The sequence below is a fragment of the Paenibacillus sp. fava2 genome, from assembly GCF_058313675.1.
The window spans coordinates 2,975,415-2,990,191 of sequence record NZ_CM177755.1; the positions used below are offsets into that span (position 1 = coordinate 2,975,415).

Annotated in this window: 10 protein-coding genes; 6 read left to right on the forward strand and 4 right to left on the reverse strand. The window is 52.2% G+C overall.

Annotated elements, in window-relative coordinates; genetic code table 11:
• Position 1 precedes the first annotated feature (1 nt).
• The 3 genes from AC4G46_RS12575 to AC4G46_RS12585 all read left to right on the forward strand — a co-directional run bounded on the left by AC4G46_RS12575 (position 2) and on the right by AC4G46_RS12585 (position 5,293).
• Positions 2-2,005 carry a beta-galactosidase gene (locus AC4G46_RS12575; protein ID WP_491128222.1) on the forward strand — a complete coding sequence of 668 codons (2,004 nt, stop codon included), beginning with the start codon at positions 2-4 and terminating at the stop codon, positions 2,003-2,005.
• Positions 2,006-2,030: 25 nt separating this feature from the next.
• Positions 2,031-3,683: a glycoside hydrolase family 43 protein gene (locus AC4G46_RS12580; protein WP_491128223.1), complete on the forward strand. Its 1,653-nt coding sequence runs from the start codon at positions 2,031-2,033 to the stop codon at positions 3,681-3,683.
• A gap of 803 nt (positions 3,684-4,486) precedes the next feature.
• Complete coding sequence (locus AC4G46_RS12585; RefSeq protein WP_491128224.1) at positions 4,487-5,293, forward strand: CPBP family intramembrane glutamic endopeptidase; 807 nt, start codon at positions 4,487-4,489, stop codon at positions 5,291-5,293.
• A 56-nt stretch (positions 5,294-5,349) separates the two neighbouring features.
• Here AC4G46_RS12585 and AC4G46_RS12590 read toward each other — a convergent pair whose 3' ends face one another.
• Together AC4G46_RS12590 and AC4G46_RS12595 are read right to left on the reverse strand one after the other, a co-directional pair.
• A complete protein-coding gene (locus AC4G46_RS12590) occupies positions 5,350-6,957 on the reverse strand; it encodes a response regulator transcription factor (protein WP_491128225.1) in 1,608 nt (535 codons plus the stop codon).
• On the reverse strand, positions 6,950-8,764 hold the full coding sequence (locus tag AC4G46_RS12595) for a sensor histidine kinase (RefSeq protein ID WP_491128226.1): 1,815 nt from the start codon (positions 8,762-8,764) through the stop codon (positions 6,950-6,952). Before AC4G46_RS12595 ends, AC4G46_RS12590 begins: the two co-directional genes overlap by 8 nt.
• A gap of 169 nt (positions 8,765-8,933) precedes the next feature.
• On the opposite strand from AC4G46_RS12595, the gene AC4G46_RS12600 reads away from it, so the two are divergent.
• The 3 genes from AC4G46_RS12600 to AC4G46_RS12610 all read left to right on the forward strand — a co-directional run bounded on the left by AC4G46_RS12600 (position 8,934) and on the right by AC4G46_RS12610 (position 12,498).
• Positions 8,934-10,883 carry an AraC family transcriptional regulator gene (locus AC4G46_RS12600; protein WP_491128227.1) on the forward strand — a complete coding sequence of 650 codons (1,950 nt, stop codon included), beginning with the start codon at positions 8,934-8,936 and terminating at the stop codon, positions 10,881-10,883.
• A 144-nt stretch (positions 10,884-11,027) separates the two neighbouring features.
• Positions 11,028-12,122 (forward strand): AI-2E family transporter, encoded by a 1,095-nt coding sequence (locus tag AC4G46_RS12605; RefSeq protein ID WP_491128228.1) that lies wholly within the window; start codon positions 11,028-11,030, stop codon positions 12,120-12,122.
• A 28-nt stretch (positions 12,123-12,150) separates the two neighbouring features.
• Positions 12,151-12,498 (forward strand): Asp23/Gls24 family envelope stress response protein, encoded by a 348-nt coding sequence (locus tag AC4G46_RS12610; RefSeq protein WP_491128229.1) that lies wholly within the window; start codon positions 12,151-12,153, stop codon positions 12,496-12,498.
• An 88-nt stretch (positions 12,499-12,586) separates the two neighbouring features.
• On the opposite strand, the gene AC4G46_RS12615 is transcribed toward AC4G46_RS12610, so the two are convergent.
• Both AC4G46_RS12615 and AC4G46_RS12620 read right to left on the reverse strand, forming a co-directional pair.
• On the reverse strand, positions 12,587-14,014 hold the full coding sequence (locus AC4G46_RS12615; protein ID WP_491128230.1) for a sensor histidine kinase: 1,428 nt from the start codon (positions 14,012-14,014) through the stop codon (positions 12,587-12,589).
• Positions 13,995-14,705 carry a response regulator transcription factor gene (locus tag AC4G46_RS12620; RefSeq protein WP_491128864.1) on the reverse strand — a complete coding sequence of 237 codons (711 nt, stop codon included), beginning with the start codon at positions 14,703-14,705 and terminating at the stop codon, positions 13,995-13,997. The genes AC4G46_RS12615 and AC4G46_RS12620 overlap by 20 nt, the downstream gene beginning before the upstream one ends.
• Between the last annotated feature and the right edge of the window lie 72 nt (positions 14,706-14,777).

Sequence of the window (14,777 nt, forward strand, 5' to 3'; positions counted from 1 at the left end):
AATGGATAAGCTGCTATACGGTGTTGCCTATTACGATGAATACATGCCTTATGAAAGGCTTGCTGAAGATATCCGCATGATGAAGGAAGCAGGTATCAATACCGTCCGGATCGCGGAATCCACCTGGAGTACCCATGAGCCGCAAAATGGGGTGTTCGACTTTTCATCCGTGGACCGTGTACTGGACGCTATGCACGAGGCCGGCATCCATGTCATTGTCGGAACGCCGACCTATGCCATTCCTGCCTGGATGGTCAGGGAGCACCCGGATGTGCTGGCGGTTACTGCGGCAGGACGCGGTAAATACGGTGCCCGGCAGATCATGGACATCACACATCCGGTCTACCTGTTCTATGCCGAGCGGATCATCCGCAAGCTGCTGGAGCGGGTCCATAAGCATCCGGCAGTCATCGGTTACCAGACCGATAATGAAACCAAGCATTACGAGACAGCGGGCGATAATGTCCAGCTGAGGTTCGTGAAATATATGCGGAATACCTATGGAACTCTGGAAAAGATTAACCATCAATTCGGGCTCGACTACTGGAGCAACCGGATTGACAGCTGGGAAGACTTCCCGTCCGTAGCCGGTACGATCAACGGCAGTCTGGGTGCAGAGTTTGCCCGTTTCCAGCGCGGGCTGGTGAATGATTTTCTGGCCTGGCAGGTTTCGATTGTCAATGAATACAAGCAGCCGGGGCAGTTCGTGACCCAGAATTTCGACTATGAGTGGAGAGGGCATTCCTTCGGCGTTCAGCCGTCTGTGGATCATTTTGCAGCGGCTGAGCCTTTCGATATTGCCGGTGTGGATATTTATCATCCGTCACAGTCCGAGCTGACCGGAGCTGAGATCGCTTTTGGCGGAGACATTTCACGCTCGGTGAAGCGCAGCAATTATCTGGTATTGGAGACACAGGCCCAGGCATTTCCGCAGTGGACACCTTACCCGGGGCAGCTTCGGCTGCTGGCATTCAGCCACATCGGATCAGGAGCCAATATGGTGGCTTACTGGCATTGGCACTCGATCCACAATTCCTTTGAAACGTATTGGAAGGGGCTGCTCAGCCATGATTTCCTGCCTAACCCGGTTTATAAGGAAGCCTGTACGGTTGGAGCAGATTTCGCGCGGCTCAGCCCGCAGCTGACAGGACTCGTGAAGAAGAACAAAATCGCCTTCATGATCAGCAACGAGGCGCTGTCGGCAATGGAATGGTTCAAGCTGCCGGACGGCAAGAACTACAATGATGTGGTGCGGTGGTTATATGATTCGTTCTATCGTGTGAATGCGGAATGTGATTTCATTCAGCCTTCCAGCCCGTATCTGCATGAATATTCCCTGATTGTGGTGCCGGCACTGTATGCGGTATCGGATGAAGCATTACTGGCGCTTAATGAGTATGTGAAGGGCGGCGGACATGTCCTGTATTCCTTCAAAAGCGGCTTTGCTGATGAGCAGGTCAAGGTGCGCACCGTGCAGCAGCCGGGCATCATCAGCGAAGCCTGCGGGATCGGGTACAGCATGTTCGTAACGCCGGATGCAGAGACCGGACTTACCGGCGGACTGTTCCCTGAAGGCGGAGCCGGCACAGTGAACAGCTGGATGGAGCTGCTGGTTCCGGAAACCGCTGAAGTTCTCGCTTCCTATGACCATCCGGATCGGGGCAATTATGCGGCCGCTACGCGGAACAGCTTTGGTGAGGGGACAGCAACTTATGTCGGTTGCATGATGGATGCTGCCGATCTGGCAGGTATTGTACGCGATACGCTGCAGACAGCCGGGTTGTGGGCGGAACAGCAGGAGTATGCTTTCCCGCTGATCGTGAAATCGGCAGTTACCCGTGAAGGAGCTCCGGTGAGATTCTATTATAACTACTCCGGCAAGCAGGTGGCAGGAGTGCGTCCGGTCAAGGGCGGAACGGAGCTGCTCTCAGGCAGAATAGTGTCTGCTGACGGTGAGCTTAAGCTTGCGCCTTGGGGTGTGCAGATTATTTTGGAGCAGGAATAGCTGCTGGAGAGGAGGAAAAGAAACATTGACTACCATAAAGATTCAAAATCCGGTACTGAAGGGCTTCAATCCCGATCCGTCGATTCTCCGCGTCGGTGACGATTATTATATGGCGACATCCACCTTCGAATGGTTCCCCGGTGTGCAGATTCATCATTCCAGGGATTTGGTGAACTGGCAGACGCTCAGCTATGCGCTGGACCGGCCGGATCAGCTGGACATGAAGGGGATCGAGGCATCCGGGGGAGTATGGGCACCTTGTCTGTCCTATGATGAGCAGGAGCAGACCTTTTATCTGATCTACACGATTATGAGAAGCACAAACGGCAATGCGTTTGATCTGGACAATTACGTGGTAACAGCCAAGAGCATTCTTGGCCCCTGGTCAGAACGCATCTATCTGAACAGCTCCGGCTTCGACCCTTCATTGTTCCATGATGATGACGGACGCAAGTGGCTGGTTAACCTGGAATGGGAGACACGCAAAGGGTACGAGCACCCCGGCTCCATCGTCATTCAGGAGTATGACCCGGCGCGGCAGGAGCTGGTGGGTACAGCGCGCAGCATTTTCCGCGGGGCAACGGATATGGGCTGCATGGAGGCACCTCATATCTACAAGCGGGACGGCTATTATTACATGATGACCGCTGAGGGCGGAACCGGCTTCGGGCACGGTGTCACGATGGCCAGATCGCGCGAACTGTTCGGCCCTTACGAGTCTGACCCGTGCAACCCGATTATTACATCCGCCAGGCTGGTCAATCTGGACCGGCGGAATGTCGATGATTACCTGAAGCCGTACCAATATAACCCGGATTCCCTGCTGCAAAAAAGCGGGCACGGCTCACTGGTGGAAACACTGAACGGGGAGTGGTACATCGCGCATCTATGTGCCCGGCCTGTGCTGCCTGAAATCCGCAGCATGCTGGGCAGAGAAACGGCCATTCAGGCATGTGAATGGACGGAAGACGGCTGGCTGCGCATGATCGGCGGCGGGCAGTCGGCTTTGGTTGAAGCTCCCGCTCCTAAGCTCACGCCGCATCCGTTCGCACCGGAGCCGGCCAGAGAGAACTTTGACAGCGGGAAGTGGAACATTCATTTGAACTCCCTGCGCGTTCCCATTGATGAGGATTGGGCGTCCCTGACGGCCCGGCCGGGCTACCTGCGGCTGCGCGGGCGGCAATCGCTATTCTCGCTGCATGAGCAAAGCCTGGTGGCGCGCCGCCTGCAGTCTGTTAATGCAACAGTGGAGACCTGTGTCGAGTTCGCGCCGGAGAACTATCATCAGTCAGCCGGACTTACGCTATTTTATGATCAGAGTATGTTCTACTATCTGCGGATTTACTATAGTGAGAGCCTTGGAGGGAAGTGTCTGGGCATACTGTATGCCGACAACGGTGCCAAGGTGGAGCTTACGGAGTCCCGTTTGCCCGTCGCGGACTGGGAGAGAATCTATCTCCGTGCCGAGCTGCGCCAGGGGATGCTAACCTTCTCAGCTTCCCCGGACGGAGCGCAGTGGCAGCAGGTCGGTCCGGAGCTGGACGGCACGAAATGCTCGGATGAGTACTCCACCTCCGGACATTTCACCGGCGCCTTCGTCGGCATCAACTGCCAGGATTCCTACCGCAGGCAGATCACAGCCGATTTCGATTATTTCGAGTATCGGGAGACTAATTAGCACCAGAGTAAAAGACCAGCCGTATCACCAGGCTGGTCTTCTTGTATAGCAAGCTATGCGGCCAATATGCTATATTCGCCGCACCAATCACACTTAACTGCACTTTGTACAACTAAAACGCCTGTTTTTACGCCTGACAGCGTCTTAACTGCATTCCATGCAACTAAAATACTGCAATTAGCTAATTGCAGCTGATTTAGGCAACTTTAGTTGTACAGAATGCAGTTATACGGCGCTGCGGCTCAATTTAGCTACTTTTAGTTGCACAAAATACATCTGTATCGATCCATCGCCCTCAGCCTCACATGCCCCCTCGCATTACGCCACACTTTACTCTCACACTCGCTCCTCCGGAATCCTCATAACGATAAATACAGCGTTCTATTGTACTTTGTACAACAGATTAAGGTTAAATCAGCCCGGAAATTGAATCTATTGTACTTTGTACAACAGATTCTCGGGTTTCAGGCCATTTCCCCTCTTTTTCCGGCAATCAATTGTACGAAATACAATAGAATGGATTTTCCGGCCATTTAGTAAGAATTCTATTGCACAAAGTGCAATCAGATGCAATCAGTTGCAATCAGTTGCAATCAAGTGCAATCACTTAACGCAGTTCTGCAGCTCTGCTGATCCACCACTCCGCCAATCTGCCGATCCGGCGGCCTGGATCAAATCCTAACACCCAGCCAACACTCCCCGGCCGGCTGCAGTGTAATCCGCCCTCACCTGCGTCTAAAGTTAGGATGCCCCGGGACCAACCGGGCAACCTACTAGATCCTAAAGAGAAAGAGGAGCCAAGCATGAACAAGCCTGTGAGCACAATTGTAAAAACCGTCCTTTTTTTCGCCGGATGGGCGGCAGTCATTTCCTTTACACCCGATGGCCCCTTTAGCAATCCTGCAATCCGGCGGCTGTGGTGGGAGTTCGCGCCTTTGGCGGCAGCCGTATTATTTACTGTACTTTTTGTAAAATTCATTGAGCGGGGGAGGGTAAGGGTTCCATTAGCACAACGTTTCTTCAGGAACACATTAATAGGGATAACGGCAGGTACTATATGGCTGGGGAGCGTAGTGGCCGTCCTCCTGCTGACAGATACGATGGAAATACATAGCCGGAATAAAGTGGATTACATAGGGATCTGGATATTAGCGTCACTGTTAAATGTGGCTATGCAGGAGCTGCTGGTGAGAGGTTATTTGTATCAGCTATGGAAACGCAGCAGCAACAGGGTGGCGGCCGCCGCGGTAACCACACTATTGTTTGTTTTAATGCATGGCGGAGCTTTTGAAGCGGGGATTATCCCGGTGCTGAATGTGGTAACGATGAGCTTATTTATGACATTGCTGCTTGAATACACAGGTACATTAGTAGCGCCGGTCCTGGCCCATTTTGTCTGGAACACAGCAGGGGCGGTCATTTTGGGCGGAGTCTCATTAGCAGGAGATTATCCGAAGCTCTATAACAGCAGCTATCACGGAGCAGCCCTGCTGTCAGGCGGCGGCTATGCCATAGAGGGCAGCGTTGTCGTCCTTATCATCAACACAGCACTAATGATCGGTGTGCTAGTGCTGAAGAGGACTGCTGCCCGTTATATAAAAGCTACATAGATCACACTTGAATACATAGCTTAAGGGAATAGCGACGGAGCCCTGGAATAGGAGGATTATAAGTTTGATCCCGTCTCATCCAGATTATTGCGGTACTGGTTTGGCGTGAAGCCGGTGTATTTCTTGAATACCTGAAAAAAGTATTTCTCATCGTTGTAGCCGACCTTCATCGCGATGTCGCCGATTTTGCGGCTGCGGTCCTTTAGCAGGAGGCAGGCCTGGTCGATCCGGATTTTGTGCAGATAGTCGAGAAAATTGGTCTTGATCTGCTGCTTGAACAGCAGGCTCAGATAGCCCGGTGTAATAAACACTTCATTCGCAACCGTCTCCCGGCTGATGTCCTTATAGTAATTTTCTTCAATGTAGGCAAGGATGGACTCAAACAGCTTGTTTTTGTTCTTTTTGGCATTCAGCAGCTCATTGACCTTTACAGCGGCGGTAAACAGATCACTCTTGATACCTTCCGGGTCTTCCCTGGAGATGCTCTGGATGTTGTCCTGCAGAGTCAGTCCGAAATCATCCATCCCGCCGGCATTTTTCTCGATATACAGCTTATACAGGGCAAAATAAAGCGCCAGCGAGCAGCTGACAATCTGTTCCTTGGAAGGAGGGAGGGACGACATAAACGTGGCGAGACTCTCCCGGATGCTGTCCGCGTCGCCGTTCATTACACTCAGCAGGACGGTTTTCTCCTGCATAATGGGGTAAGACCAGCTCTCATGCTCAGCCGCCCGGTTATCCTGGGCATTCACAATTTTACCCGGTCCGAGGGCGTAGTGATCGTCGAGCGCCCCTATGGCCGTGCTGTAGGAAAGGTTCAGGCTGGCCAGCTGGGTGCCGGTGACGCCGATGCCGACAGAGATGCCGAGCTTGAGATAATTTTTGGCATTGGACTGAAACTCCCCGGCCAGCGCTGCCAGTTCGGTGCTGCCCAGCTCAACAGGCATGTTAAGGATAGCGATAATATCATCCTGATGCTCGAAGCTGAGGCCGATATTCGGCGGGCGGATCGTCTCCTCGCTGATATTTTTGAGCCCGTATTTCAGCAGCTCCAGCTCAAACGCTGTGTAGCTTTTCTGCAGGGTATGAAGATTATCCAGCTGCATAACAAAGACGGCGAAATAGTCATAGGGAAAATAAATACCGTTAAGCTCCAGGCTGTCCCGGATTTTGTCGTAGGATACCTCCTCGGACAGCACCAGCTGGCTGAGCGTACGCTCCTTCAGCAGCGGCAGGCTCTCGCGGAAGCCTTCGGTTAACCGCTTCAGATGCGCGGTCTGCCGCTTTTCCTCCAGAATCTCACCCACCACATTGACGATCGTATCCGTGATCTCCTGGCGTCTGCTCGGCTTCAGCAGATAGTCGGATGCCCCGAGGGCGATGGCTTTTTTGACATAAGAAAAGTCGTTGTAGCCGCTCATAATAACGGATTTCACATGTGGAAAATCGCGCTTTACCTGTTCAATCAAGGCTAAACCGTCCATTACCGGCATCCGGATATCGGCCAGCAGAATGTCCACATGGTGGCGGCTCATCAGCTCAAGGGCTTCCGCTCCGTCTCCCGCCTCGGCAATAATCTTCACATCATGGCTGGCCCAGTCGATCAGCGTTCTGATCCCGGTTCTGGCCCGCTCTTCATCATCGACGATCATTAAATTAATCATGGTTCTCCTCCAATGCTTCTGATGTGACTGGGATGATAAGCTCTACCCGGGTGCCTGCTCCGGGCTCGCTTGAATACTGAATCCTGAACTGATCCTTGTAATAGAGGCGGAACCGCTGGATCACATTGGTTACCGCATAGCCGCCGGTATTCGCTTCCGTATGAATATCGCCGTCCTCCTGAACATCCGTAATCTTCGCGATTGTCGCTTCATCCATGCCGATTCCGTTATCTTCTATAACAAAATGCAGATACCCGCCGTCCTGTACCCCGGTTATGCTGACTGTCCCGCCTTCACGTTTGCGTTCAATACCGTGCACCAGTGCATTCTCGATAAAAGGCTGCAGACTCAGCTTCAAAATCACACAGCTGTCAAGGGTGTCCGGAATGTCGATGGAGTAGCTGAGCTTGTCGCGGAAGCGCATCTGCTGCAGGGACAGGTAGAGCTGGATCAGCTCTTTTTCCTTGGCTACACTGGTGAAGCTTTTGCCGCGGTTCAGACTAAGCCGGAACAGCCGGGACAAGTTGATGACCATTTCGCTGATTTTATCCTGGCCGGCGCTTTCCGCCTCCCAAAAAATCGTATCCAGCATGTTATAGAGAAAATGCGGATTAATCTGCGACTGCAGCGCCTTGAGCTCGGCTTCCTGTTCCTTGAGCTTCAGGACGTACACTTCATCCACCAGTGTCTTGATATTGCCGACCATCGTATTGTAGCCGCGGCTTAACAGGCCGATTTCATCGCGGTAGCGGACCTCCACCTTTTCGTCAAAATGCCCGTTCTGGAACCGCCGCATGGAATACAGCAGCTTCTTGATCGGCGCGGTCAGGAAGTTGGACAGCACCAGCATCAGCGGGACACTCAGCAGCAGACTCACCAGAATAGTAATCATGACAAACAGCTTGATGGAGTTGAGCTCCTTGGTCAGCGTATCGAGCGGAACCGCATAGAGGATCTGCCAGCCGGCGTTGCTCTGTGTATAAGTTAACAGCAGCTCTTCACCGTTCAGATTGATGATCTGTGAGCCGTCTTCATTGCCGTTCCCCGCTTTGGGCAGCTGCAACGGCTCCTGTTCATTATAAAAAGACTTGCCGGCAGTAAGAAAAGGTACGCCGTTCTGATCAAGAATTACGATTCCGTGGGAGGCGTCATACAGATCCTTCAGATACCGCTTGCGGATCGTTTCGGTGTTGATGCCGACGAAGATCAGCCCGATATTCCGGCCGTTCAGCGTGCTGCGGACAATCCGGCTCATGGCGATTTTCTCATTGCGGTTCACATCGATAAAGACATTATTGGTGCTGTTAAGCGGATACCAGTAGGAGGCTCCGTTAAATTCCAGCGTCTGCTTATAAACATCACTAGCTGCTATCCGGCTGTAGCTGCCCGGACCGCTGCTGTCATCAGTGGCCACCTGATAGAGCGGCAGCTCATCCTGTCCATATAGGGAGAGGTAGTCAAAATTTCCGGTAACCAGCATCTGATTCATAATCGCCGACATCGTGCCTGAATAAATCTGCGATTCCAGATCGACGTTGCTATCCGGTTCATTCTGCAGCGCGTCCTGGACAACCGGGGAGAGGCTGAACACCGTCACCCAGTCCTTAATGCTCTTTTGCATCTCAACAATATTGTTATCGATCAGCCGGATTACCGACAGATTGGTTGTACTGACCTTGTTAACGATTTGTTTTTTGGAGGTTTGAAACGAGTACAGCCCGAGAGCCGAGGTAATCAGAGTAATCATCACGATAAAGACAAGGACGATTTTTGTCTTCAGGCTGGTGTTAAAAAAAGTGTCAACCATGCTATGCCCCCTCTATCTTCATTCCAGTATATCGTTCCGTAATATGTAGGACAATCATCCCCGGTTAACATTCGACAATCTTCAACTTTATGCACTTTTTCTCTACTGACAGAGCATGGCGGAGTACGCAGCAGGGCGGAGAAGCAGCTGCATTTCCATTGTATTGAGAATGATTATCAACTATAATGAAGCCTATATCTTTGCCAAGCGGGCTCAGGAGGCGTACATGAAATATCACAGTCTTATCCAGTATTGGGCCGGTGCATCCTTCCATTTATTCGATATCCGTCATGTTGTGCTGATGCCCGGTGAAGCTATGCCGGCTTATCCGCTTCCGGCGGATGCCTTTGTATTGCTGTGCCGCGGTCAGGGGACTGCATGGATCGGCGGCCGTCCGTTTACGCTGTCGCGCAACTGCCTGCTGCATGGCGGTAAAGGGCTGGAGCTGCAGATTGAGAGCCTGGAGCAGCTGGAATTTTATCTGATTCTATATAAAAGCGAGCCCGGAGCACAGCACACACTCATTCACGCGCCGGCTCTTCCGGCAGAGCCGTTCCGTTTCGTTCCAGAGTTCCCGGCGCTGCTTCACCAGCATGCCCGTGATATTTACGACACCTGGCTTAGCGGAGGAGAGCTGTCCCGGTTTAAAGCCAAAACCGTCTTTTACCTGTTCATGCACGAGGTGATGAGCCAGCTGGACAAAATGCCGGCGGAGGCTGAAGCGGCAGATGTCGTGGATCAGGCGGTCCGCTACATTGAGGAGCACCTGCAGGAGCCGGTAACGCTGGGCGAAATCGCGCAGGAGCTGAATTACAGTGTCCGGTATTTGTCCCGGAAGTTCAAAGCGAAGACCGGACGCAGCCCGATTGATTACCACATCCATATCCGTATGGAAAAGGCAGCCCGTCTTCTGCAGGAAACGGATCATCCCGTTCAGCATATTGCTGAAAGTGTCGGATACAGCGATTTGTTTTATTTTATCAAAAGGTTCAAAAAGCATACCGGCGCCGTCCCCGGACAATTCCGCAAGCTGGCAGTGCAGCTGCAGCAGGTGCCGGATGTTCCATCTAAAAGGCTCAAATCGTCCATGTGGAGTCTGCCGTCTCTCCGTTATACTAAAACCCGGATGAAACCTGACAACTTACGGGTGGAGAGAGGAGATTTAACGATGTCAAAAGAACACAAAACGCCGCTGGCGGTAGCCCTGCTGCTGTGCATGATGATTTTGCTCAGTGCCTGCGGCTCAGAGCCGTCCTCATCGGCATCCCCGCAGCGTGTGCAGATTGAGCATGCTATGGGCGTTACCGAGGTGAGCGGCATTCCGGACAGAATCGCTGCGGCCGACTACCGCATTCTGGATACGTTATATGCGCTCGGCATCCAGCCGTACGCAACGACTACATACGGCGGATCGGTGGAGCTTCCGTATATGGACAAGCAGGAACAGAACGAAGCCATCGTGCCGCTCGGGGATAAAATAAATCTGGAAGCAGCGGTGGAGACAGAGCCGGATCTGATCATAGCCCGTCACATTGAGCCGGACGTGTACGAGCAGCTAAGCAAGGTAGCTCCGGTTCTGGTCTACCGCGGAGACGGGGACTGGCGCGATGAGCTGCAGGAAATCGGCAGCGTGGTCGGCAGGGAAGCCGAGGCGGCAGAGTGGCTTGCGGAATATGACAGTAAAGCGGCTGAGGTGAAGCAGCGGATTGCCGAATACGTGGAGCCGGGGGAAACGTTCCTGTTCATCCGGCTGCAAAAAGATATGCAGGCAGCAAGCCCGAATGTTCATCTGGCGGCAACACTAACCAGGGACCTGGGCTTGACCTATGTATCCGGGCTGGAGAAGCAGGAGGAGAGCTACGCGGCATTATCCCTTGAGGTGTTGCCGGAGCTGAACCCTGACCATATCTTCATAACTGTCGGCAAATCTACCGTCAGCCAGGATGAGGATGCCGAGAAGCTGCTGGCCGAGATGCAGCAGACGGCAGTGTGGCAGAAGATCAGCGCCATTCAAAAGGGCAATCTGCATATCATGCCGCAATGGGTGTTCGGAGACTATCCGAATATCAAAAGCAAATCGCTTGAGCTGGTTGAAGCTGCGCTGGTTCAGCCTGAGTAGCCAGTCTGCTGCCTTCGCGCATATTATTTAGCTAATCTTTAGGTTCAGCTTAGACAGCATTAAGATTGCTGGGGTACAGTTGTAACAAAACCAGCAATCGGCGGGCTCCGGCTGCCGGGTTGTAAACGGAGCAGGAGGAGGCAGATGAAGCAGCTGAACAAATTTTTAACTATAGGTAAGGCAATACTGCTAGTTCTGCTCATTGTATATGTCGGGTCATTGGTCGATTTTATCTTTGAACCGTTTAAATCATTGACCGGCGTAATTCTTATTCCGGTGCTGCTGGCGGTGTTTTTCTATTATTTATTGCGGCCGCTGCTGCCGCTGATGGAACGCTGGAAAATCAAGCGCTGGAATCTGAAGCGGACACAGGCTATTCTGCTGATCTATCTGGTTCTTGGCGTGCTGCTGATCGGATTTTTTGGCGGGGTTTGGCCTCCGCTGAAGTCGCAGCTTATGACACTGGTGCAGAACGCCCCGCAGCTGTTCGACGCCGTAAATGAAAAAATAACCGAGCTGCAGCAGTCGGGCTTTTTCGCCAAGCTGTTTCCCGAGGATTTCAGCCTGCTGTCCCAGTTGAACGATTATTTGAGCCAGGGCTTTACGCTGCTTACCAGCTATGTCACCGGCTTGTTCTCGGCGATGTCCAATCTGGCGATCATTCTGTTCACCTTTCCGATCCTGCTGTTCTATATGCTTAAGGAAGGGGACAAGTTCGGCAAAACCTTTGTCAAAATGGTACCCAGGCGTTTCCGGGAGCGGGCAGGCATGATTACAGGTGAAATTGACGGCGCACTGAGCAACTATATTGTAAGCAGAGTCATCGTCAATCTGGCACTGGGCGTGCTGATGTATCTTGGCTTCTTGATGATTGGGCTGCCTTATGCCCTTGTGCTGACTCTGATTGCCTTCATTATGAACTTTATTCCTTTTTTCGGAGCGATCATATCCTCTGTTCCGATAGTAATCATCGGTCTGACCGTTTCGCCTATGGTCGGCTTATGGTCACTCATCATCATTTTACTTGCCCAGCAGATTCAGGATAATATTATCTCACCGCTGGTATTTGGCAAAAGCCTCGATATTCATCCGATTACAACAACGGTGCTTGTGCTGGGCGTGGGGAATTTCTTCGGCATTATCGGTATGCTGATTATTATCCCTGTGTACATGGTAATCAAGATTATATCCAGGCATACATACCAGCTGTTTCTCAAGGAGAAGTGGGAGGGACTGTAGGCATTAGTAAGCTGAAGGAGGAAGCAGAATGAATCAACCGGAAAAGGACTTAACTTGTGCAGGAAAGCTGACGGTGTCACAGCAGGTTATATCGAAGATTGCCGGTATGGCTGTCCAGGAGGCGGAGGCGGTTCAGGCCCTTGTGGAAGGCAGTACCAAACGCAAGAAGCGGGAGGAGTTCTACAAAGCGATTAAGGTCAAAATAAGCGGCAGCGAGCTGTCGGTCCAGCTCTTCCCGATTATCACCCTGGGCACACCGCTGCACCAGCTGGCCCAGCTTCTGCAGCAGAGTATCAAGAGCCGGATTGAAAGGCTGACCGGGCTGCAGGTGACCGATGTGAATGTAACGGTGGTCGGTGTTGTGGCAGCACAGTAATGGCACTGGTTATGAAGCAGAAGCAAAAGCGGCAGTCCAAGGATGATGTAATCTCCTTGGCTGCCGCTTTTGCTGTACCTGCCCGGTTTTATTCGGAAATAGTGATGGTAAACACAGTCGCTTCCTGCTTGGAGCTGGTCAGGACAAGGGTTCCGCCCATCCGCTCCGTATTTTTCCTGGCGATTGCGAGTCCCAGGCCAGTCCCGCCGGAGGCGGTTCTTGCTTCATCGCCCCGCACGAACGGATCAAAAATGGTCGACCTCAGCTCTTTAGGGATGCCGACACCATTATCGGCGATTTCTATGACTACAGCGTCCGTCCTTGAAGTCAGTCCGACCCGCAGCGTCGTACCCGGCGGATTGTACTCAAGCGCATTGTCGATGAGGTTCTGGACAACCCGTGACAGCAGCTCGGGATCGAACTGGGCGAAGACATCGTCATCGGGTACTTCAAGCCGCAGGGTGAACTGCTTCTGTTCGATTTCCCCGTAGGCGCCGGCAATAATCTCCCGCAGGAAATCACCGAGCTCATGACGGCCCATTTTCAGCAGAAAATCAGGAGAGTCCGTCTTGAGCAGCTCCATCATATTCTGGATCAGCCTGGTGACCTGGAAAGATTTGTTGTAAATGTAGGATAAATATTTCCGCTGCCGCTCGGCATCCTCCACACGGCCTTCATATAAAGCCTGCGCATAGCCCTGAATACTGGTAATCGGAGTCTTGAGGTCATGGGACAGATCCATAATCATCCGCTGTTTACTGTCCTCGGCTCTCTGCTTGGCCATGGTGGTCCGCTCAATCATGTCTGCCATGTAATTGAAGGTCTCGGCCATCTGCTCAAATTCTTTCTCGGCATGGACGGTGAGGCGGGTGCTGTAATTCCCCTGGATCATTTCCTTGAGTCCTTGAATAATCGTCTTCAGCGGTTTCAGAATACGGCGGGCCACAGAGTAACTGTAAGTAACAACCAGCATCAGGAGCAGCATGGCGCCAAGCATAATATAGAAGGTTACGGACTGGTTGAAATAAGACATGAACGGATAGCTGTTAATGGTAATATCAATCCGGTCCCGGGGAATCTTCAGCAGCAGCCAGCCTGCGGCGCCGTCCTGCTGATAATCTGCGAGTGACACGTAGTAAGGCTGATCCGGATCATTCTCAAGCAGCTCGTACAGCTGCTCTTCCGTATAACGCTGCGGTTCATCCTGTTTACTGCCGATCACCTCGCGAACCGTCTTGCTGCTGTCCAGCACTTCCAGCCAGCCTTCGCTGCGCAGCAGCTTGGCCGTTTCAGGCCCGCTTTGCGGATTGTCCAGATACCGGCTGGCCTGCGTCTTCAGATCCGGGTCTGCAAGCTGGTAATCCTGCAGCTTCTGTGCCACATCCAGCTGCATGAAGGCATACGTGCCGAATACAATTATCATTACTGTAAACAGTACTATGAGCAGAAACCGCAGGAAATCAATCGCCAGCGATGCCTGCAGCGGCCGCTGCTGTCTAGTTTTCCGCAGGCGCATTGATTTTGTACCCCAGTCCGCGGATCGTTTTCAGATATTCCGGCTTTTTGGAATCACGTTCAATTTTCTCGCGGATGTTGCTGATATGCACCATAATGCTGTTATCCTCGTACATGTAGAAATCCTCCCACACCGCTTCATAAATCCGCTTGCGGGTAAAGACCCGGCCCGGCTCTTCCATCATGAGCTTGAGAATTTTGTATTCCGTAGAGGTCAGCATCACCGGTTCGCCGGACACATACAGCACACACTCCTTCAGATCCAGAGTAAGCGCACCCAGTACCAGCTGCTTGGCTTCAGGCTCCGGCGGAAGTGCAGGCACATCAAAATGATGGACCCGGCGCAGCAGGGCATTCACTCTTGCGGCAACCTCCAGCGGATTGAAGGGCTTGGCGATGTAGTCGTCAGCACCAAGTTCAAGCCCCAGTATTTTGTCATGATCCTGGCTTTTGGCCGATAAGAACAGAACAGGAAAGTGGTACGATCCGCGGATGCTCTTCAGCAGCTGCAGCCCGTCCATCCCCGGCATCATAATATCGAGTATCGCCAGATCGACAGTCTGCTCCCTGATTTTTTGCTGGGCCTCCACACCGGATGAAGCGCTCAGAATATGGTAGTCTTTTTCAAGATAAAGCTGCAGTAATTCTACAATTTCAGGCTCGTCATCAGCAATCAGTATCGTATATATAATCCATCACCCCTGGCCAGTATAGCGGTCTAATCTTAATCTATTCTAAACCAAATCTAAGGTTTGGATAAAGTT